Here is a 21,550-nt window from a genome sequence, read left to right as displayed (position 1 = left end):
TGTGATGAATACCTTTACCGAACACGCTGGCGCCACACCCGAAATCTACTCGCTCACCAACGTCAACCGGCTGTTTGGCAAGGGCAAGGACGAGCTGCAAGTGCTCAGCGGGGTCGACCTGGCCCTGCACGAAGGCGAGATCGTCGGCATGCTCGGCCGCTCCGGCTCGGGCAAATCGACCCTGCTGCGGATCATCGCGGGCCTGATCGAGCCTTCGTCCGGCGAAGTCCTGTACCACGGCAAACCGCTGGACGGCCCGGCCGAAGGCGTGGCCATGGTGTTCCAGACCTTTGCGCTGTTCCCGTGGCTGACCGTGCTGGAAAACGTCGAAGCCGGCCTGCAAGCCCTGCAGGTCGAACGCAAGGAAGCGCGCAAGCGTGCCTTGGCCGCCATCGACCTGATCGGCCTGGACGGTTTCGAAAACGCCTACCCTCGCGAATTGTCCGGTGGCATGCGCCAGCGCGTGGGGTTCGCTCGCGGGCTGGTGGTCAACCCGACACTGCTGTTGATGGACGAGCCCTTCTCGGCGCTGGACGTGTTGACCGCCGAAACCCTGAGGAACGACCTGCTGGACCTCTGGAGCGGCAAGCAACTGCCGATCAAATCGATCCTGATCGTGACCCACAACATCGAAGAAGCGGTGCTGATGTGCGACCGCATTCTGGTGCTGTCGTCCAACCCCGGGCGGCTGGTGGCGGAAATCAAGGTGCCCTTCGCCCATCCGCGCAATCGTCTGGACCCGGCTTTCCGGCAGATGGTCGATGACATTTACGCGCAGATGACCGACCGCCGCAGTGCCGACGCCAGCACCGGCAAACCCGAGCTGAAGATCAGCAGCCCGCTGCAGGAAGTGTCCACCAACCTGATGGCCGGCCTGATCGAAACCCTCGCGGCCGAGCCCTACAACGGCCACGCCGGCCTGCCCACCGTGGCCGAGCGGCGCTTGCTGGAAGTGGACGACCTGTTTCCGGTGGCCGAGATGCTCGAATACCTGGGCTTCGCCGAACTCAAGGGCGCCGACATCACCCTGACCGACGCCGGCAAACTGTTTGCGGACTACGGCACCCAGGAACGCAAGACCCTGTTTGCCGAACATCTGATCCGCTACATACCGCTGGCCGCACGCATCCGCCAGGTGTTGCTGGAACGCAACGGCCACCGGGCGCCACGGGTGCGTTTCGAGCAGGAACTGGAAGATTCGCTGACTGAAGCCTTCGTCGAGAAAAACCTGGAGATCGTGATTGCCTGGGGCCGTTACGCGGAGATTTTCTCTTACGACGACCATACGGAGACATTCAGCCTGGAGGACGTCGAGGGCAGCCTGTAGCCCTCGACCATCCCGGCGATTCAGATCACGAACAAGTCAACAAAACGGTTCACCGGCGTCGCCTCAAGCCGCGCCTGATCCTTGCACAGCGCAAGGATCTCGGCGCTGCGCTGGCCGGTGAAACGCGTGGCCAGGTTCGCCCTGAATTTGTCCTCCAACAACGGAATGCCCTCGGCCCGGCGCCGACGGTGACCGATCGGGTATTCCACCACCACGTTTTCGGTGCTGGAACCGTCCTTGAAAAACACCTGCACCGCATTGGCAATCGAGCGCTTGTCGGCTTCGAGGTATTCGCGGGTGAAACGCGGCTCTTCGACGATGACCATTTTCTCGCGCAGCACATCGATGACCGGATGGGCTGCGTGGAAATCGTCTTCGTACTGCTCCGCCACCAGATTGCCGAACGCCAGCGGCACGGCGGTCATGTACTGGATGCAGTGGTCGCGGTCGGCGGCATTGGCCAGCGGCCCGACCTTGGAAATGATGCGGATCGCCGATTCGTGGGTGGTGATGACGATCCGATCGATTTCATGCAGACGATTGCGCACCTGCGGATGCAGGGTCACGGCGGCTTCGCAGGCAGTTTGCGCGTGGAATTCGGCGGGGAAGCTGATCTTGAACAGCACGTTTTCCATTACGTAACTGCCGAAGGGTCGCGAGAAGCTGAAGGCGCGTTTGTCTTCAGGCTTGAGCGCCAAGTCGTTATTGGTGTGGCTGAACAGCACGTCGTAGAAACCCCACTGTTTGGCCGTCAACACGCCGGGAATGCCCATTTCGCCGCGCATCGCGATATCCGCCAGCCGTACGCCCCGGCTCGATGCATCCCCTGCCGCCCAGGATTTACGTGAACCGGCATTCGGCGCATGGCGGTAAGTGCGCAACGCCTGACCGTCGGCGAACGCATGGGACAACGCCGACAACAGTTGTTCGCGATTGGCGCCCATGAGTTTGGCGACAACCGTCGTTGAAGCCACTTTCACCAGAATCACGTGGTCGAGGCCTACACGGTTGAAGGAGTTTTCCAGCGCGATCACGCCCTGAATCTCGTGGGCCATGATCATTGCTTCAAGCACATCGCGCACCGTCAGCGGCGCTTCGCCATTGGCCAGACGTTTCTGCGACAGGTGATCGGCCACCGCGAGAATCCCGCCGAGGTTGTCCGATGGATGCCCCCATTCGGCGGCGAGCCAGGTGTCGTTGTAATCCAGCCAGCGCACGATGCAGCCGATGTCCCACGCGGCTTTTACCGGGTCCAGGCGATAGGACGTGCCGGGGACTCGCGCGCCGAACGGCACGACGGTGCCTTCGACGATGGGGCCAAGGTGTTTGGTGCATTCGGGGAAACGCAGAGCCAGCAGGCCGCAGCCCAGCGTGTCCATCAGGCAGTTGCGGGCGGTGTCGAGGGCTTCGGCAGATTCGATCTTGCAGGTGAGGACGTAATCGGCGATGTCCTGCAGGACACGGTCGTAGTCGGGGCGGTTGTTCAGGTCGACGTTGGCGCTCATGTTCGATTCACTCTTGGAAGTGGTTCGTTGATGGGACCTCGGTTCAGGGCTAATTTTTCTTGTTATTGAAATGCGTAAAGCGCTGAGAGCGATCAGGTTCGCTCTCAGCGACTGTGCGTTAGAACGAATCTCCAGGCACGCGGACGAAACCTTCCATCAGTACCCGCGCACTACGGCTCATGATTGCTTTCTTCACAACCCATTCGCCGTTTTCAAGACTGGCCTCAGCCCCCACACGCAACGTCCCGGACGGATGCCCGAACCGCACGGCATTGCGTTCAACACCGCCGGCCGCCAGATTCACCAAGGTGCCGGAGATCGCTGCGGCGGTGCCGATCGCCACTGCGGCGGTTCCCATCATCGCGTGGTGCAGCTTGCCCATCGACAACGCCCGCACCAACAAATCCACATCCCCGGCCCCAATCGCCTTGCCACTGGACGCCACGTAATCCGCAGGTTTGGCGACGAAGGCCACTTTCGGCGTGTGCTGACGCTTGGCCGCTTCATCCAGATTGGAAATCAGGCCCATGCGCAACGCACCGTAGGCACGAATGGTCTCGAACATCTGCAAGGCTTTCGGATCGCTGTTGATCGCGCTCTGCAGTTCGGTGCCGGTGTAACCGATGTCTTCGGCATTGACGAAGATCGTCGGGATGCCCGCGTTGATCATGGTCGCCTTGAACGTACCGACACCCGGCACTTCCAGCTCATCGATCAGGTTGCCGGTGGGAAACATCGAGCCACCGCCGCCCTCTTCTTCCGCCGCCGGGTCCATGAATTCGACCTGCACTTCGGCGGCCGGAAAGGTCACGCCGTCGAGTTCGAAATCACCGGTTTCCTGGACTTCGCCGTTGGTGATCGGCACGTGGGCAATGATCGTTTTGCCGATATTGGCCTGCCACACGCGAACCACCGCCACGCCGTTGTGCGGAATGCGGCTGGCGTCCACCAGACCGTTGCTGATGGCGAACGAGCCGACCGCCGCCGACAGGTTGCCGCAGTTGCCGCTCCAGTCCACGAACGGCTTGTCGATGGACACCTGACCGAACAGGTAATCGACGTCGTGATCGGCCTTGATGCTTTTCGACAGGATCACGGTTTTGCTGGTGCTGGACGTGGCGCCGCCCATGCCGTCAATCTGTTTGTCGTACGGATCGGGGCTGCCGATCACCCGGAGCAAAAGCGCATCGCGAGTCGGGCCGGGAATCTGCGCCGCTTCGGGCAGGTCCTTGAGACTGAAAAACACGCCTTTGCTGGTGCCGCCGCGCATGTAGGTGGCGGGGATCTTTATTTGCGGTGCGTGAGCCATGGTGCTCCTTAACGAAAGCATGGGACTTGAAGTCCCATGCCCACATCGATTGATTTAAACGGCAACCGCCGACTCTTCGAGGAAGTCCTGGGCGAAGCGTTGCAGCACGCCGCCGGCCTCGTAGATCGACACTTCTTCGGCGGTGTCGAGGCGGCAGGTCACCGGCACTTCGACGCGTTCGCCGTTCTTGCGATGGATCACCAGCGTCAGGTCAGCGCGTGGCTTGCGGTCGCCGATCACGTCGTAGGTTTCGCTGCCGTCGATGCCCAGAGTCTTGCGGTCGGTGCCCGGTTTGAACTCCAGCGGCAACACGCCCATGCCCACCAGGTTGGTGCGGTGAATGCGCTCGAAACCTTCGGCGGCAATCGCTTCCACACCCGCCAGACGCACGCCTTTGGCCGCCCAATCCCGGGACGAACCCTGGCCGTAGTCGGCGCCGGCGATGATGATCAGCGGCTGCTTGCGCTCCATGTAGGTTTCGATGGCTTCCCACATGCGCATCACTTTGCCTTCCGGCTCCACACGCGCCAGCGAACCCTGTTTGACCTTGCCGTTCTCCACGACCATTTCGTTGAACAGTTTCGGGTTGGCAAACGTTGCGCGCTGCGCGGTCAAGTGGTCGCCACGGTGGGTCGCGTAAGAGTTGAAGTCCTCTTCCGGCAGGCCCATTTTCGCCAGGTATTCGCCGGCGGCACTGTCGAGCATGATCGCGTTCGACGGCGACAGGTGATCGGTGGTGATGTTGTCCGGCAGCACCGCCAGCGGGCGCATGCCTTTGAGCGGACGTGCCCCGGCCAGCGCGCCTTCCCAGTACGGCGGACGGCGGATGTAGGTGCTCATTTCGCGCCAGTCGTACAGCGGCGTGACTTTCGGGCCGGTGTCTTCATGGATGGCGAACATCGGGATGTAGACCTGACGGAACTGCTCGGGCTTGACCGAGGATTTCACCACTGCGTCGATTTCTTCGTCGCTCGGCCAGATGTCCTTCAGACGGATTTCCTTGCCGTCGACCACGCCGAGCACGTCTTTTTCAATGTCGAAACGGATGGTGCCGGCAATCGCGTAAGCCACCACCAGCGGCGGCGAAGCGAGGAACGCCTGCTTGGCGTACGGGTGAATCCGGCCGTCGAAGTTGCGGTTGCCGGACAGCACAGCGGTCGCATACAGGTCGCGGTCGATGATCTCTTGTTGAATCACCGGGTCCAGCGCGCCGGACATACCGTTGCAGGTGGTGCAGGCAAACGCGACGACGCCGAAACCGAGTTGCTCCAGCTCCGTGGTCAGCCCTGCTTCATCGAGGTACAGCGCCACGGTTTTCGAGCCCGGCGCCAGCGACGACTTGACCCAGGGTTTGCGGGTCAGCCCGAGCTGGTTGGCGTTGCGCGCCAGCAGGCCGGCGGCGATCACGTTGCGCGGGTTGCTGGTGTTGGTGCAACTGGTGATGGCGGCGATGATTACCGCGCCGTCGGGCATTTGCCCCGGCACGTCTTCCCACTGACCGGCGATGCCTTTGGCCGCCAGATCCGACACTGCCACGCGGGCGTGCGGGTTGCTCGGGCCGGCCATGTTGCGCACCACCGAAGACAGATCGAAGGTCAAACCGCGCTCGTATTGCGCACCTTTCAGGCTGTCGGCCCACAGACCGACCTGCTTGGCGTATTGCTCGACGAGCTGCACTTGCTGGTCTTCGCGACCAGTGAGTTTCAGGTAGTCGATGGTCTGCTGGTCGATGTAAAACATCGCCGCCGTGGCGCCGTATTCCGGGGCCATGTTGGAGATGGTCGCACGGTCGCCGAGGGTCAGCGCGGAAGCGCCTTCGCCGAAGAACTCCAGCCACGCGCCGACCACTTTTTGTTTGCGCAGGTACTCGGTCAACGCCAGCACCATGTCGGTGGCGGTGATGCCCGGTTGCAGCTTGCCGGTCAGTTCGACGCCGACGCTTTCCGGCAGGCGCATCCACGACGCGCGGCCGAGCATCACGCTCTCGGCTTCGAGACCACCGACACCAATGGCAATCACGCCCAGCGCATCGACATGCGGGGTGTGGCTGTCGGTGCCGACGCAGGTATCCGGGAACGCCACGCCGTCACGCACCTGAATCACCGGAGACATTTTCTCCAGGTTGATCTGGTGCATGATGCCGTTGCCCGGCGGGATCACGTCGACGTTCTTGAACGCCTTCTTGGTCCAGTTGATGAAGTGGAAACGGTCTTCGTTGCGGCGGTCTTCGATGGCGCGGTTCTTCTCGAACGCCTGCTTGTCAAAACCGCCCGCTTCCACCGCCAGCGAGTGGTCGACGATCAGTTGCGTCGGCACCACCGGGTTGACCTGCGCCGGGTCGCCGCCCTGCTGGGCAATCGCGTCACGCAGGCCGGCCAGATCCACCAGCGCGGTCTGGCCAAGAATGTCGTGGCACACCACGCGGGCCGGGAACCACGGAAAGTCGAGGTCGCGCTTGCGCTCGATCAGTTGCTTCAGGGAATCAGTGAGCGTGGCCGGGTCGCAGCGACGCACGAGGTTTTCCGCCAGCACGCGAGAGGTGTACGGCAGGGTGTCGTAGCTGCCGGGCTGGATCGCATCGACAGCCGCGCGGACGTCGAAAAAGTCCAGCGGCGTGCCGGGCAGGTTCTTGCGAAATTCTGTGTTCATCGGTCAGGACTCGGTCACGGTAGTTTCAAAGAGGGGGCGCCTGTACCGGCGCCCTCCCCGGTCAGCGCTGTTCGATTGGCACGAACTTGCGCTGTTCGACGCCGACGTACTCGGCGCTTGGACGGATGATGCGGTTGTTGGCGCGCTGTTCGAACACGTGCGCCGCCCAGCCGGTCAGGCGCGAGCAGACGAAGATCGGGGTGAACAGCTTGGTCGGGATGCCCATGAAGTGGTACGCCGAGGCATGGTAGAAGTCGGCGTTGGGGAACAGTTTCTTTTGCTCCCACATGGTCTTGTCGATGGCTTCCGAAACCGCGAACAACACCTTGTCGCCCACTTCGTCGGCGAGTTTTTTCGACCAGCCCTTGATCACTTCGTTGCGCGGATCGCTGTCCTTATAGATCGCGTGGCCGAAGCCCATGATCTTGTCCTTGCGCTCGAGCATGCCGAGGGTGCCTTTGATCGCCTCTTCCGGCGACGAGAAGCGCTCGATCATTTCCATCGCCGCTTCGTTGGCACCGCCGTGCAGCGGGCCGCGCAGCGAACCGATGGCCGCCGTGACGCAGGAATACAGGTCGGACAGGGTCGAAGCGCACACCCGAGCGGTGAAGGTCGAAGCGTTGAACTCGTGTTCGGCGTAGAGGATCAGCGACACGTTCATCACCTTGACGTGCAATTCGCTCGGCTTCTTGTCGTGCAGCAAGTGCAGGAAGTGGCCGCCGATGGACTGTTCGTCCGTCACGCAGTTGATGCGTTTGCCGTCGTGGCTGAAGCGATACCAGTAGCACATGATCGCCGGGAACGCGGCCAGCAGGCGGTCGGTCTTGTCGCGCTGCTCGGAGAAGTCTTTCTCCGGCTCGATGTTGCCCAGGAACGAGCAACCGGTGCGCATCACGTCCATCGGGTGGGCGTCGGCGGGGATGCGTTCCAGCACTTCTTTCAGCGCTTGCGGCAGGTCACGCAGCTTGCTCAGCTTGCCTTGATACTCGGCGAGCTGTGCCTTGGTCGGCAGCTCCCCGTAGAGCAGCAGGTACGCGACTTCTTCAAATTGTGCGTCTGCCGCCAGTTCGCGCACGTCGTAGCCGCGATAGGTCAGCCCGGCACCGGCCTGGCCCACGGTGGACAGTGCGGTTTGCCCGGCAACCTGGCCCCGGAGCCCGGCGCCACTGAGTACTTTTGCTTCGGCCATTGTTGTCTCCAATCTTGAATTTGTTAGGGAGTACGGTTGCGGCTTACTTCTTCGCCGCAAACAACGCGTCGAGCTTCTGCTCGAAGGTGTGGTAATCGATGCGATCGTAGAGCTCCATGCGAGTCTGCATGGTGTCGATGACATTCTGCTGGGTGCCGTCGCGGCGGATCGCGGTGTAGACGTTTTCCGCGGCCTTGTTCATCGCGCGGAACGCCGACAGCGGGTACAGCACCAGCGACACATCGGCACCGGCCAACTGCTCGGTGGTGTACAGCGGCGTCGAGCCGAACTCGGTGATGTTGGCCAGGATCGGCGCTTTCACGCGGCTGGCGAACAGCTTGTACATGTCCAGCTCCGTGATGGCTTCCGGGAAGATCATGTCGGCGCCGGCCTCGATGCACGCGGCGGCGCGATCCAGTGCCGATTCCAGACCTTCAACGGCCAGCGCGTCGGTGCGGGCCATGATCACGAAGCTGTCGTCGGTACGGGCATCGACGGCAGCCTTGATGCGGTCAACCATTTCCTGCTGGGTGACGATCTCTTTGTTCGGACGGTGGCCGCAGCGCTTGGCGCCGACCTGGTCTTCGATGTGGATCGCCGCGGCGCCGAACTTGATCATCGACTTCACGGTGCGGGCCACGTTGAACGCCGAGGCGCCGAAACCGGTGTCCACGTCCACCAGCAGCGGCAGGTCGCAGACATCGGTGATGCGGCGCACGTCGGTCAGCACGTCATCCAGGCCGGTGATGCCCAGGTCCGGCACGCCGAGGGAGCCGGCGGCCACCCCGCCACCCGAGAGGTAAATCGCCTTGAAGCCGGCGCGCTTGGCCAGCAGCGCGTGGTTGGCGTTGATCGCGCCGACCACTTGCAACGGATGTTCGCTGGCGACCGCATCGCGGAAACGCTGGCCTGGAGTGCTCTTGTTGAAACTCATGACTCACCTCGTTCAGTGGCTGTCTTATTGTCGGCGCCGTCCTGGTAATGACGGGCGATGTTGCGTTTCGAGGCGCCGATGTGGCGGCGCATCAACAATTCCGCGAGTTCGCCGTCACGGTCGGCGATGGCATCGAGAATCCGGTGGTGTTCGGCAAAGGCCTGGCGCGGGCGATTAGGCGTGGTGGAAAACTGGATGCGGTACATGCGCACCAGTTGATAGAGCTCGCCGCAGAGCATCTGCGTGAGGGTGCGGTTGCCGCTGCCCTGGATGATCCGGTAGTGAAAGTCGAAATCGCCTTCCTGCTGGTAGTAGCCGACGCCGGCCTGAAAAGCCGCATCGCGCTCATGGGTTTCCAGCACCCGGCGCAGTTCGTCGATTTCTTCGACACTCATGCGTTCGGCCGCCAGACGGCACGCCATGCCTTCGAGGGATTCGCGGATTTCGTAGAGTTCGAGCAGTTCGGCGTGGCTCAGCGACACCACCCGCGCACCGACGTGCGGCACGCGCACCAGCAGGCGCTGGCCTTCGAGCCGGTGAATGGCCTCGCGCAGCGGCCCGCGACTGATGCCGTAGGTGCGCGCCAGTTCCGGCTCGGAGATCTTGCTGCCCGGGGCGATCTCGCCTTTGACGATGGCGGCCTGGATACGTCGGAAGACGTTTTCGGACAGGGTTTCCGAATCGTCGCCGCTGATGACCGGGGGATCGAGTTGATCCAGCATATTGTCGACACCTTGAAAACCAATGCGGCAAAAACTAGCGAATCAGCCTTCATCAGTCAAAGGATAAATGGATATTGTCGACAATCGTCTAATAACCCCCAGCATCAACCCCAAGGGTTATAGACCCGCTCGGGCGCTGGCGCCATAAAACCACCGTGCTAGAATGCCGCCCGCATTTGCTGGTCACTTGCACGGCTTGTCATAAAAAGCTGATAGGCACACGAAGGCGCGCGCAGACAGGATCTCCTGACGCCGTGGCCCTGAACCGAGAACGGACCGCTGCTCGCCAGGATTTATGAGACTCAAGCCCTTCCCCACCTTTTTCTATCTGTTTTGCCTGCCCAGCCTGGCTGTGGCGGGGGAAAAGACTGTGTACGGCCTCAACGAATACGCCGCCCTCGACGGGATCAACCTGGAAGTGGCAGCCAAACTCGACACCGGGGCGAAAACCGCCTCCCTGAGCGCTCGCGACATCAAACGCTTCAAGCGCAACGGCGAGTCCTGGGTGCGCTTCTACCTGGCCATCGACGCCGCGCATTCGCACCCGATCGAACGGCCGCTGGCCCGGGTCAGCAAGATCAAGCGCCGCGCCGGCGACTACGACCCGGAAGAAGGCAAGAAGTACACCGCCCGCCCGGTGATCGAGCTGGATATCTGCATGGGCACGGCAATGCGCAGCATCGAAGTGAACCTGACCGACCGCAGTGCGTTCCAATACCCGCTTTTGATCGGCTCCGAGGCGCTGAAACGCTTCGATGCGCTGGTCGATCCCAGTCTTAAATACGCTGCCGGCAAACCCGCCTGCGCCATCGCCGCTCATACCGCCGAGTAATTTCCATGCGTTCTCTAACCTTCCACCTGAAAATCCTGATCACCATTCTGGTGCTCCTGGGCGTTTCGGTTACGGCCTATCAGATTTTCGTGCTCGGCATCCCGGTGACCGAAGATGCCACCGACGACTTGTGGAACATCGACGCCAAGGTCGAGTTCGTCGCCAGCACCAAGGATCCGGTGAAGATCCAGATGTTCGTGCCGCCCCTGAGCCGCGATTACGTCAGCCTCAATGAAAGCTTTATCTCCAACAACTACGGCGTGGCGGTCAACCGTGTCGACGGCAACCGCAAGGTCACGTGGTCGGCGCGCCGGGCCAAGGGCAACCAGACCCTGTATTACCGTCTGGTGCTGACCAAGCGCTACACCGCTGAAAAAACCAAGATCAAAGGCCCGACCTTCCGCGACAGCATCGCCATCGAAGGCCCGGAAAAAATCGCCGCCGAAGCCCTGCTCGCGCCGATCCGCCAACACTCGGCCGACGTCGAAACCTTTATTGGCGAGGCAATCAAACGCGTCAACAACGTCAACGACGACAACGTGAAACTGCTGCTGGCCGGCGATCCGTCGACGCCGCACAAGGCGAAAATCGTCGAACTGCTGCTGTCCATCGCCCACGTGCCGGTGGAAAAGGTCCACACCATCCGCCTCGTCGCCGATCAGCCGCAAACCCCTGAACTGTGGCTGCGCAGCTTCAATGGCACCGACTGGCTGTACTTCAACCCGGAAACCGGCGAACAAGGCCTGCCGACCGACCGCCTGCTGTGGTGGAGCGGCGATGAAAACCTGATCACCGTCGACGGCGGCAAGAAAGCCAACGTGACCTTCAGCCTGAACAACAGCGAGATGAACGCGATTCGTCTGGCCAAGCTGACTGACGAAAACACCGACGCCAACTTCCTCGAATACTCGCTGTACGGCCTGCCGCTGCAAACCCAGCAGACGTTCATGATCATGGTGATGATCCCGATCGGCGTGCTGGTGATCCTGATCCTGCGCAACCTGATCGGCCTGCAGACCCTCGGCACGTTCACTCCGGTGCTGATCGCCCTGGCCTTCCGCGAAACACAGCTGGGCTTCGGCATCCTGCTGTTTACCGTGATTACGGCGCTGGGCCTGTCGCTGCGTTCGTATCTGGAGCACCTGAAGTTGCAAATGCTGCCGCGCCTGTCGGTGGTGTTGACGTTCGTGGTGGTGCTGATCGCGGCGATCAGCCTGTTCAGCCACAAGCTCGGCCTGGAACGCGGCCTGTCGGTGGCGTTGTTCCCGATGGTGATTCTGACCATGACCATCGAACGCCTGTCGATCACCTGGGAAGAACGCGGCGCCAGCCATGCCTTGAAAGTGGCGATCGGCACGCTGTTCGCGGCGTCCCTGGCGCACCTGATCATGACCGTTCCGGAGCTGGTGTACTTCGTGTTCACCTTCCCGGCGATCCTGCTGATCCTGGTGGGCTTCATGCTGGCCATGGGTCGCTATCGCGGTTATCGCCTGACCGAACTGGTGCGCTTCAAGGCTTTCCTGAAGAAGGCTGACGCCTGATGTTCGGTTTCTGGAAGACCTGGAAGGCCCTGGAAGCCCGGGGCATCATGGGCATCAATCGGCGTAACGCGGACTACGTGCTCAAGTACAACAAGCGCAGCCTGTACCCGATCGTCGATGACAAGATCATCACCAAGGAACGCGCGATCAAGGCCGGCATTCATGTGCCGGAACTGTATGGCGTGATTTCCACGGAGAAGGAAATCGACAATCTCGACGAGATCATCGGCGGGCGCAGCGATTTCGTGATCAAGCCGGCCCAGGGCGCCGGCGGTGACGGCATCATCGTCATCGCTGACCGTTTCGAGGGTCGCTATCGCACGGTATCGGGCAAGATCCTCACTCACGAAGAGCTCGAGCATCACATCTCCAGCATCCTCACCGGCCTGTATTCGCTGGGCGGCCACCGTGACCGGGCGCTGATCGAATACCGGGTGACCCCGGACCAGATCTTCAAGAGCATCAGCTACGAAGGCGTGCCGGACATTCGCATCATCGTGCTGATGGGCTACCCGGTGATGGCCATGCTGCGCCTGCCGACCCGTCAGTCCGGCGGCAAGGCCAACCTGCACCAGGGCGCCATCGGCGTCGGGGTCGACCTGGCGACCGGCCTGACATTGCGCGGCACCTGGCTGAACAACATCATCGCCAAACACCCGGACACCACCAACGCGGTGGACGGCGTGCAACTGCCCTACTGGGACGGTTTCATGAGGCTCGCGGCCGGTTGCTATGAGCTGTGCGGGCTGGGCTACATCGGCGTGGACATGGTGCTGGACCAGGAGAAAGGCCCGCTGATTCTCGAGCTGAATGCGCGACCGGGGCTGAATATCCAGATTGCCAACGACTGCGGCCTGACCTCGCGCACCCATGCGGTGGAAGCGCATCTGGAAGACCTCAAGGCACGTGGTGTGACTGAAACGGTTGAAGAGCGCGTGGCGTTTGCTCAGGAGTTGTTTGGGCATATTCCGGCTGTTGAGGGCTGAGTCGCGTTACCGGCCTCTGATCTGCCAATCCCCGACATCCCCTCTAGGAGCAATTCCCCGAGGGGACTACAATCCCCACCCCGCCTCGATGGCCGATCTGCCCCGCCCATGTTGACCTGTTCCGTACACCCGCTGCCCTACCGCGCCAACCCCGCCGACTATTTCGCGGCCGTCCGCCATGCGCCCGGCGCCGTGCTGCTCGACAGTGGCCGGCCAAGTGCCGACCGTGGCCGTTATGACCTGCTCAGCGCCTGGCCGCTGGAACAACTGGCGGTGTTGCCGGACGAGCGCGGCGAGAGTTTCCTGCAACGCCTGCGGGATAATCTGACGCGGTTGGGCGACGCGCAATTGCCTGACGCCTATGAACTACCGTTCGCCGGTGGATTGATCGGTTACCTGAGCTACGACTTCGGCCGGCATCTGGAAAACATGCCGAGTCAGGCGCTGGATGATCTGCAGCTGCCGGATGCGCGTTTTGGTCTGTACGACTGGGCTTTAATCAGTGATCACCACAAGGCCACCAGCCAGCTGGTGTTTCACCCGTCGGTCAGCGCTAGCGAAAAACAACGCCTGATCGATGTGTTCAGCCAACCGGCAGTCGGCAAGCTGACCCCGTTCAAGCTGAACAGCCCGATGGCAGCCGACCTCTCGGCCGATGAGTACCACCAAGCACTCGAACGCATTCATCAATACATCCAGGCCGGGGACTGCTATCAGGTCAATTTCGCCCAGCGTTTCCGCGCGCCGTGCCAGGGCGATCCATGGCTGGCCTACTGCAAATTGCGCGAGGCCTGCCCGACACCGTTTTCCGGGTTCCAGAGCCTGCCTGACGGTAACGCAGTACTAAGCCTGTCACCCGAGCGCTTCGTCAAAGTCAGCCAGCGTCAGGTGGAAACCCGCCCGATCAAGGGCACCCGCCCCCGAGGCGCGACCCCGGCCGAAGACGCCGCCAACGCCGCCGAACTGCTGGCCAGCCCCAAAGATCGCGCGGAAAACCTGATGATCGTCGACCTGCTGCGCAACGACTTGGGCCGCACCTGCCGAATCGGCTCCGTGCGAGTGCCGGAGTTGTTCAGCCTGGAAAGTTATCCGAACGTGCATCACCTGGTCAGCAGCGTGACCGGCGAACTGGCGGATGATCGCGATGCCCTGGACCTGATTGCCGGCAGCTTCCCCGGCGGCTCGATCACCGGAGCGCCGAAAATCCGCGCGATGCAGATCATCGACGAACTGGAACCGACCCGACGCGGGTTGTATTGCGGCTCGTTGCTGTACCTGGATGTGCGCGGCGAGATGGACAGTTCCATCGCCATTCGCAGTCTGCTGGTGAAGGATGGGCAGGTGTGTTGCTGGGGCGGTGGCGGGATTGTGGCCGACTCGGATTGGGAGGCGGAGTATCAGGAGTCGATCACCAAGGTCAGGGTCCTGCTCGAAACCTTGCAGAACCTCTGACGCTTGCGGCGAGGGTGGTTGCGCCCTCGCCACAGTATGACTTACAGGCTCAAGTCGCGATTCGAAGCCTTGAGAAACTCCTGCTTCAATTCGCCAAAGCTGTGCACCGCCGGAAACTGCGGGAATTCCCGAATCACGTTATCCGGCGCATGGAACAGAATCCCCGCATCCGCTTCGCCCAGCATGCTGGTGTCGTTGTAGGAATCCCCCGCCGCAATCACCCGGTAATACAAGCTTTTGAAGGCCAGGACCGACTGACGTTTCGGATCTTTCTGACGCAACTGATAGCTCGTCACCCGCCCGCTTTCGTCAGTAATCAGACGGTGGCAGAGCAAGGTCGGGAAGCCCAGTTGACGCATCAGCGGCTGGGAAAACTCATAAAACGTGTCCGACAGAATCACCACCTGAAACCGCTCGCGCAGCCAGTTGACGAACTCCACCGCACCGTCCAGCGGCTTGAGGGTGGCGATCACTTCCTGAATGTCTGAAAGCTTGAGGCCATGCTCGTCGAGGATGCGCAGGCGCTGTTTCATCAGCACGTCGTAGTCGGGAATGTCCCGGGTGGTGGCCTTGAGCGATTCGATTCCGGTTTTTTCGGCGAAGGCGATCCAGATTTCCGGTACCAGCACCCCTTCAAGATCAAGACAGGCAATTTCCACAGGACACTCCGTTTGTAATGTTTATTGAGTCGAGCGAGCCCGAACTCTAGCGGCTCGTTCCGGGCCACGCAACGCAGAGTGGCCCCCGGCCTGCGCCGCTTTTTGTTAACATCGCCGCCATATAGAGCGCCCAGCGCCACCGACCTGTAGGAAGCCGCCCTGATGAGCCCAACGTTCGACGTCGTGGAACTCGCCACGACCTATGCCAACAAATCCGCGCAAGACATCCTCAAGCTCGCGTTCGCCGAGTTCGGTGATGACCTGTGGATATCTTTCAGCGGCGCCGAGGATGTGGTGCTGGTGGACATGGCCTGGAAGCTGAACAAGAACGTCAAGGTGTTCAGTCTCGACACCGGCCGTCTGCACCCGGAAACCTACCGATTCATCGATCAGGTGCGCGAGCACTACAAGATCGACATCGAACTGGTCTCGCCGGACTACACGAAACTCGAACCGTTCGTGAAGGAAAAAGGCCTGTTCAGTTTCTACAAGGACGGCCATGGCGAGTGCTGCGGCATCCGCAAGATCGAGCCGCTGCGCCGCAAACTGTCCGGTGTCAAAGCCTGGGCCACCGGCCAGCGCCGTGACCAGAGCCCTGGCACCCGCAGCGCGGTCGCGGTAATGGAAATCGACAGCGCGTTCTCCACCCCGGAGCGCACCCTGTACAAGTTCAACCCGCTGGCGCAGATGACCAGCGAGGAAATCTGGGGCTACATCCGCATGCTGGAGCTGCCGTACAACAGCCTGCATGAGCGCGGTTTCATCAGCATCGGCTGCGAACCGTGCACCCGCCCTGTGCTGCCAAACCAGCACGAGCGCGAAGGCCGCTGGTGGTGGGAAGAAGCGACCCAGAAAGAATGCGGGTTGCATGCCGGGAATATCATCAGCAAGGCGTAAACCGTTCGACCCACAGTTGTCTCTGCCAGACATGAAAAATGTGTACACACGAATGTCACCATCGGTGCCATTTATGTGTGCACTTTTCATTTCTGCGCCCTGAAAAGTTACATCCCGCTTCCAAAGCGATCCCTTCCGACGTCCGCCAAAATCCCTCCCGAAAAATAAATACCTGTTCAAACGGTCAATTTATATCACCTGAATTTCAGCGACTTAGCGCCATTCAATAACTATTCGAAATCAACGGCGATTTTCATAGATCGCTGACTGGCACAGATCTGGCTTTAGTGCATACATGTTTTGTATACAAAACTGCGAAACATGAACCCACACTTTTGATCCGCAAGCCTGAAGCGCCCTATCCCGTACAGGCTGCAGATGCCCCGTAACCAGTGATGTTTCACCGCCGCGACGAAGATCTGCCGGGCCAGAGCGCTCATGCACAGTCATCGCGGCCCGAACATCAGGAGCCTGCCGGAATGCGTACGAGTCTCTCGAACAACAACATCGCGCTGAATCTGCCCTCCTCCTCAACCCTCGATCACACCGTGCCCGGTGATGGCATCGCCGAACCGCTGCAATTGAGCCCGCGTCTGCACAACAGTGACCTCGCACCGACCAAGGTCGAAGGACGTCGCTGGGGCAAATACAGCATTTTTGCCCTGTGGACCAACGATGTGCACAACATCGCCAACTACTCGTTTGCCATCGGCCTTTACGCCCTGGGTCTGGGCGGCTGGCAGATTCTGCTGTCGCTAGGGATCGGCGCGGCGCTGGTGTATTTCTTCATGAACCTGTCCGGTTACATGGGGCAGAAAACCGGGGTGCCGTTTCCAGTCATCAGCCGGATCAGTTTCGGTATCCACGGGGCGCAGATTCCTGCGTTGATCCGGGCAATTATCGCCATCGCCTGGTTCGGGATTCAGACGTACCTGGCGTCGGTGGTGTTTCGCGTGTTGCTCACGGCAGTTCACCCCGGTTTCGCCAACTACGACCACAACTCGATCCTCGGCCTGTCGAGCCTGGGCTGGGTGTGTTTCGTGGCAATCTGGTTCGTGCAGTTGGGGATTCTGGCCTACGGCATGGAGATGGTTCGTCGCTACGAAGCCTTCGCCGGGCCGGTGATTCTGCTGACCGTCGCCTGCCTCGCCGCGTGGATGTACACCCAGGCCAACGCGACCATTGCCTGGTCGATCCGCGAACCGCTGACCGGCGGCGAGATGTGGCGCAATATCTTTGCCGGCGGCGCTTTGTGGCTGGCGATCTACGGCACGCTGATCCTCAACTTCTGCGACTTCGCCCGTTCTTCGCCGTGCCGCAAAACCATCAAGGTCGGAAACTTCTGGGGCCTGCCGGTGAATATTCTGGTGTTCGCCGGGATCACCGTCCTGCTGTGCGGTGCGCAATTTCAGATCAACGGCCGGATTATCGAAAGCCCGACCGAAATCATCGCCTCGATCCCCAACACGTTCTTCCTGGTGCTCGGTTGCCTGGCGTTCCTGATCGTCACCGTGGCGGTGAACATCATGGCCAACTTTGTCGCCCCGGCCTTCGTACTGAGTAACCTGGCGCCGAAGTACCTGACCTTTCGCCGCGCTGGGCTGATCAGCGCGACGATTGCGGTACTGATCCTGCCGTGGAATCTCTACAACAGCCCGCTGGTGATCGTGTATTTCCTGTCCGGCCTCGGCGCCCTGCTCGGCCCGCTGTACGGCGTGATCATGGTCGACTACTGGCTGATCCGCAAAGGCCGGATCCACGTACCGCAGCTGTACAGCGAAGACCCGAACGGCGCGTATTACTACAGCCGCGGGGTCAATCTGCGGGCGGTGGCGGCGTTCATTCCGGCCGCGCTGATCGCCATCGTCCTGGCATTGGTGCCGGGCTTCCACAGCGTTTCGCCCTTCTCCTGGCTGATCGGTGCCGGGATCGCCGGAATGCTCTACCTGATCATCGCCAAACGCCAACCGCACTACGCCGATGTGGACGGTGAAGCCATCGCCGTCGAAAACGTCAGCCACTGAATTTTTTGGCGGCCCTTCGCGGGGCCGCAGAACCAACCGTAATAAGGACTTCCCATGCGTATTCTCGTGGTCAACGTCAACACCACCGAATCCATCACCCAGGCCATCGCCCGCTCGGCACAGGCTGTGGCTTCCCCCGGCACCGAGATCGTCGGCCTCACGCCGTACTTCGGGGCTGATTCAGTCGAAGGAAATTTCGAAAGTTACCTGGCCGCCATCGCCGTGATGGACCGGGTGATGTCCTACGAACAACCGTTCGACGCGGTGATCCAGGCCGGGTACGGCGAGCACGGTCGTGAAGGTTTGCAGGAGTTGCTCAATGTGCCCGTGGTGGACATCACCGATGCCGCCGCCAGCACCGCGATGTTTCTCGGCCACGCCTACTCAGTGGTCACCACGCTGGATCGCACCGTTCCGCTGATTGAGGATCGACTGAAACTGTCCGGCCTGTGGGATCGCTGCGCCTCGGTGCGTGCCAGTGGTCTTGCCGTTCTGGAGCTGGAACACGAACCGCAGCGGGCGCTGGAAGCAATCGTCCATCAGGCCGAACTGGCGGTGACTCAGGACAAAGCTGAAGTGATCTGCCTCGGTTGCGGTGGCATGGCCGGGCTCGATGAGAAGATCCGTCAGCGTACCGGCGTGCCAGTGATCGATGGCGTCACCGCCGCTGTGACCATCGCCGAATCACTGGTGCGCCTGGGCCTGTCGACGTCCAAGGTGCGGACCTATGCGACGCCACGTCCGAAAACCATCATCGGCTGGCCAGCACGTTTTGCGCGTTGAACCGCTCCGCCAGCCTCTGCGTTGAAAACTGCTCGATGATGAAATCGACGAATGCCCGGGTCTTGCCCGGCAGCAGTTTGTGTTCGGCGTAATAGATGGAGATATTGCCGTCGTCGACGTACCAGTCGGGCAAGACTCGCTGCAACGTTCCCGCCTCAAGATAACTGACGGCAAACGGCATGCTGACTAGTGCAATCCCCAGCCCCTGCGCCGCCGTGGCGCAGGCGGCTTCGGAATCGCTCATGGTCATTCGCGCCTTGAGGGTCAGCGGGCTGTGCTGCTGGGTGCGATGCGTCAACTGCCAGGAGCGCACGCGACCGGTCTGCGGAGAGCGGATCAGGATGCCCTCGTGCAGCTTGAGATCGTCCGGTTCGCTGATCGGCGTATGCCGATCCAGATAATCTGCGGAAGCCACCAATACTCGATGTGCCGGCGTCAGCCTGCGCGCCACCACGCCTTGTGGCAGCTCGAAGCCACCGCCAATCGCCGCATCGAAACCCTGGCCGATCAGATCGACCTGGCGGTTATCGAAGTGCCAGTCCGGGTTGATCGCCGGAAACCTTGTCAGGAACTCACCCAGCAACGGCACGATGTACAAGCGGCCGAACACCGTGCCCATGCTGACCTTCAACGTGCCCGCCGGTTGACCACCGGCACTGGCCAGATTGTTCACCGCGTTCTGGATGGTGGTAAGGCTGCCGCTGACCTCACTCAGAAACAGTTGCCCCGCTTCCGTCAGGGTCAACCGACGGGTGCTACGCTGGAACAGCCTCACGCCGAGGCGCGCTTCCAGTTTCGCCACGCTTTTACCCACCGCGGCCGGTGTCAGGCTCAGGCGGCGCGCGGCCTCGGCAAAGCTGCCGACTTCGGCACTGCGTACGAAGCATTCGATACTGCTGAAGGTTTCCATGGCCGCCACTATAAACTTTTGGTTTACACAGACTATAGCAACCACGGTCTACCCGCCTATTGGCGAGGGGCAGATACTCGACACCACAACAAGGCAGCCTGCCTTGAAATTTCTGGAGATCGAACATGACCACTCAACACCTCAGCGGTAAAGTCGCTCTGATTCAAGGCGGCTCTCGCGGCATCGGTGCCGCCATCGTCAAACGCCTGGCCGCTGAAGGCGCCGCAGTTGCCTTTACTTACGTCAGTTCCGCTGCCAAGGCTGAAGAACTGCAAAACAGCATCACCGCCACCGGCGGCAAAGCCCTGGCGATCAAGGCTGACAGCGCCGACGCCAGCGCCATCCGCAACGCCGTGAACGCGACGGTCGAAACCTTTGGCCGCCTCGACATCCTGGTCAACAACGCTGGTGTACTGGCCGTCGCCCCGCTGGAAGACTTCAAACTGGAAGACTTCGACCAGACCCTGGCAATCAACGTGCGCAGCGTGTTCATCGCCAGTCAGGAAGCCGCCAGACACATGGGCGAAGGCTCACGCATCATCAACATCGGCAGCACCAACGCCGACCGCATGCCCTTCGCCGGTGGCGGCGTGTATGCGATGAGCAAATCCGCGCTGGTCGGCCTGACCAAAGGCCTGGCCCGCGACCTCGGCCCACGGGGCATCACCATCAACAACGTGCAGCCCGGCCCGGTGGACACTGACATGAACCCGGCCCACGGTGACTTTGCCGAAAGCCTGATTCCGCTGATGGCGGTCGGTCGTTACGGCAAAGCCGAGGAAATCGCCAGCTTCGTCGCCTACCTCGCAGGCCCGGAAGCCGGTTACATCACCGGTGCCAGCCTGAGCATCGACGGTGGTTTCGGCGCCTGATTGATCAGATTGTCGATAACGAAAAACGCCGCCCCTCCTTTAACTGAGGGGCGGCGTTTTTTTTGTCTGCGGTTTGATCAGGCCCAGTCCAGCGCCGGCAACCCGCATGCACTCGGTGTGAACGCTTTCAACGTACGAAGAATCCCGTCGGCGTGTGCGTATTTTTCATCGGCCATGGCCGCATCGGGAATCGCGATGGCGGTCATGCCCGCGGCTTTCGCTGCCGTCACGCCGAACGGCGAATCCTCGAACACCAGGCAATCTTCCGGCGCCACACCGAGACGGCGAGCGGCGGTGAGGAAAATGTCCGGGGCTGGTTTGGCCGCGCCAACTTCCGGGTCATCCGCTGTGACGATGAAGTCGAACAACGCGAACCAATCACGGTGCAGCGTGGTTTTCTGACCGAACGACTGTCGCGACGAACTGGTGCCGACGGCAATCGGAATGTTGTGCGCCTTGAGATGGCGGATCAGTTCCTCGGCCCCAGGCATCGCTTGCGCGGTCGGAAAACGCTCGCGCATCAGCGGCTCGCGAATCACCAGAAACTCTTCGGCGGTGATTGGCAGGTCCAGCGCTTCGACCACATAACGGGCCAGATCGCCGGCGCCACGCCCGATGATGTTCTGCTTGATACTCCAGTCGAAAGTCCGCCCGTAACGCTCGGCAATCAGCGAGGTGACCTCGGTGTAGATGCCCTCGGTGTCCAGCAGCAAACCGTCCATATCGAAAATCACGGCCTTGATCGGGCCGAACGCCTTCAGCGGTGCATTCATCATCGGATCCGTTATCAAAAACATCCCAGGCGGCATCGGGTACCGCTGCTCGGATCTGATTAAAGGGTTCAGCAGCATAACGAGCGCCGCCGAGGTTGAGCAACGGGCAATGTCGGTTGTCCGCCGAACGTTGCCAGGCACATTTAGAGAATTGCCCTACAGACATCGCCTACTTGCCTGACTTCT

General features: G+C 61.2%; 18 protein-coding genes. 9 read left to right on the top strand and 9 right to left on the bottom strand.

Annotation, left to right across the window (positions count from 1 at the left end; genetic code table 11):
- Positions 1 to 4 precede the first annotated feature (4 nt).
- Positions 5 to 1,327 carry a nitrate/sulfonate/bicarbonate ABC transporter ATP-binding protein gene (locus tag AC1RR7_RS20645; RefSeq protein ID WP_273537511.1) on the top strand — a complete coding sequence of 441 codons (1,323 nt, stop codon included), beginning with the start codon at positions 5 to 7 and terminating at the stop codon, positions 1,325 to 1,327.
- Between the two features lie 20 nt (positions 1,328 to 1,347).
- Here the strand turns inward: AC1RR7_RS20645 and prpD are convergent, their stop codons facing one another.
- The 6 genes from prpD to AC1RR7_RS20615 all read right to left on the bottom strand — a co-directional run bounded on the left by prpD (position 1,348) and on the right by AC1RR7_RS20615 (position 9,632).
- Positions 1,348 to 2,832 carry a 2-methylcitrate dehydratase gene (prpD, locus tag AC1RR7_RS20640; RefSeq protein ID WP_493158299.1) on the bottom strand — a complete coding sequence of 495 codons (1,485 nt, stop codon included), beginning with the start codon at positions 2,830 to 2,832 and terminating at the stop codon, positions 1,348 to 1,350.
- Positions 2,833 to 2,950: 118 nt separating this feature from the next.
- Complete coding sequence (gene prpF, locus AC1RR7_RS20635; RefSeq protein WP_493158297.1) at positions 2,951 to 4,141, bottom strand: 2-methylaconitate cis-trans isomerase PrpF; 1,191 nt, start codon at positions 4,139 to 4,141, stop codon at positions 2,951 to 2,953.
- 54 nt (positions 4,142 to 4,195) lie between these two features.
- A complete protein-coding gene (gene acnD / locus AC1RR7_RS20630) occupies positions 4,196 to 6,790 on the bottom strand; it encodes a Fe/S-dependent 2-methylisocitrate dehydratase AcnD (RefSeq protein WP_493158295.1) in 2,595 nt (864 codons plus the stop codon).
- A 61-nt stretch (positions 6,791 to 6,851) separates the two neighbouring features.
- Positions 6,852 to 7,979 (bottom strand): bifunctional 2-methylcitrate synthase/citrate synthase, encoded by a 1,128-nt coding sequence (prpC, locus tag AC1RR7_RS20625; RefSeq protein WP_493158293.1) that lies wholly within the window; start codon positions 7,977 to 7,979, stop codon positions 6,852 to 6,854.
- A 43-nt stretch (positions 7,980 to 8,022) separates the two neighbouring features.
- A complete protein-coding gene (gene prpB, locus AC1RR7_RS20620) occupies positions 8,023 to 8,913 on the bottom strand; it encodes a methylisocitrate lyase (RefSeq protein WP_493158292.1) in 891 nt (296 codons plus the stop codon).
- Positions 8,910 to 9,632, bottom strand: a complete 723-nt coding sequence (locus tag AC1RR7_RS20615) for a GntR family transcriptional regulator (RefSeq protein ID WP_169432611.1) — start codon at positions 9,630 to 9,632, stop codon at positions 8,910 to 8,912. Before AC1RR7_RS20615 ends, prpB begins: the two co-directional genes overlap by 4 nt.
- A 298-nt stretch (positions 9,633 to 9,930) precedes the next feature.
- Between AC1RR7_RS20615 and rloA the strand changes: the two genes are divergently transcribed.
- From rloA to pabB, 4 genes are all read left to right on the top strand, one after another.
- Complete coding sequence (gene rloA / locus AC1RR7_RS20610; protein WP_096822528.1) at positions 9,931 to 10,467, top strand: retropepsin-like aspartic peptidase RloA; 537 nt, start codon at positions 9,931 to 9,933, stop codon at positions 10,465 to 10,467.
- Positions 10,468 to 10,472: 5 nt separating this feature from the next.
- Positions 10,473 to 12,008: an osmotic stress tolerance membrane protein RloB gene (gene rloB / locus AC1RR7_RS20605; protein ID WP_096822529.1), complete on the top strand. Its 1,536-nt coding sequence runs from the start codon at positions 10,473 to 10,475 to the stop codon at positions 12,006 to 12,008.
- Positions 12,008 to 12,994 carry an alpha-L-glutamate ligase-like protein gene (locus AC1RR7_RS20600; protein WP_096822530.1) on the top strand — a complete coding sequence of 329 codons (987 nt, stop codon included), beginning with the start codon at positions 12,008 to 12,010 and terminating at the stop codon, positions 12,992 to 12,994. Before rloB ends, AC1RR7_RS20600 begins: the two co-directional genes overlap by 1 nt.
- Positions 12,995 to 13,102: 108 nt before the next feature.
- Positions 13,103 to 14,446: an aminodeoxychorismate synthase component I gene (gene pabB / locus AC1RR7_RS20595; RefSeq protein WP_493158291.1), complete on the top strand. Its 1,344-nt coding sequence runs from the start codon at positions 13,103 to 13,105 to the stop codon at positions 14,444 to 14,446.
- A 41-nt stretch (positions 14,447 to 14,487) separates the two neighbouring features.
- Here the strand turns inward: pabB and thrH are convergent, their stop codons facing one another.
- Complete coding sequence (thrH, locus tag AC1RR7_RS20590; protein WP_096822532.1) at positions 14,488 to 15,105, bottom strand: bifunctional phosphoserine phosphatase/homoserine phosphotransferase ThrH; 618 nt, start codon at positions 15,103 to 15,105, stop codon at positions 14,488 to 14,490.
- 162 nt (positions 15,106 to 15,267) lie between these two features.
- Between thrH and AC1RR7_RS20585 the strand changes: the two genes are divergently transcribed.
- The 3 genes from AC1RR7_RS20585 (at position 15,268) to AC1RR7_RS20575 (ending at position 18,809) form a co-directional block, all read left to right on the top strand.
- Positions 15,268 to 16,002 (top strand): phosphoadenylyl-sulfate reductase, encoded by a 735-nt coding sequence (locus AC1RR7_RS20585; RefSeq protein ID WP_085711886.1) that lies wholly within the window; start codon positions 15,268 to 15,270, stop codon positions 16,000 to 16,002.
- A 479-nt stretch (positions 16,003 to 16,481) separates the two neighbouring features.
- Positions 16,482 to 18,026: an NCS1 family nucleobase:cation symporter-1 gene (locus AC1RR7_RS20580; RefSeq protein ID WP_493158290.1), complete on the top strand. Its 1,545-nt coding sequence runs from the start codon at positions 16,482 to 16,484 to the stop codon at positions 18,024 to 18,026.
- Positions 18,027 to 18,080: 54 nt separating this feature from the next.
- Entirely contained in the window at positions 18,081 to 18,809 is a 729-nt protein-coding gene (locus tag AC1RR7_RS20575) for an aspartate/glutamate racemase family protein (RefSeq protein WP_493158288.1), read from the top strand.
- Here the strand turns inward: AC1RR7_RS20575 and AC1RR7_RS20570 are convergent.
- Complete coding sequence (locus tag AC1RR7_RS20570) at positions 18,778 to 19,719, bottom strand: LysR family transcriptional regulator (protein ID WP_493158287.1); 942 nt, start codon at positions 19,717 to 19,719, stop codon at positions 18,778 to 18,780. The two genes, AC1RR7_RS20575 and AC1RR7_RS20570, sit on opposite strands and share 32 nt — an antisense overlap.
- A 125-nt stretch (positions 19,720 to 19,844) precedes the next feature.
- On the opposite strand from AC1RR7_RS20570, the gene AC1RR7_RS20565 reads away from it, so the two are divergent.
- Positions 19,845 to 20,591, top strand: a complete 747-nt coding sequence (locus AC1RR7_RS20565) for a 3-oxoacyl-ACP reductase family protein (RefSeq protein WP_102622781.1) — start codon at positions 19,845 to 19,847, stop codon at positions 20,589 to 20,591.
- Positions 20,592 to 20,668: 77 nt separating this feature from the next.
- On the opposite strand, the gene AC1RR7_RS20560 is transcribed toward AC1RR7_RS20565, so the two are convergent.
- Complete coding sequence (locus tag AC1RR7_RS20560) at positions 20,669 to 21,364, bottom strand: HAD-IA family hydrolase (RefSeq protein WP_007960113.1); 696 nt, start codon at positions 21,362 to 21,364, stop codon at positions 20,669 to 20,671.
- Positions 21,365 to 21,550 lie beyond the last annotated feature (186 nt).

The sequence above is a fragment of the Pseudomonas sp. GW821-FHT11G12 genome (genome assembly GCF_058808055.1).
The sequence above is the reverse complement of the archived record's forward strand: the minus strand, read 5'-3'. Positions and strand labels throughout refer to the sequence as shown.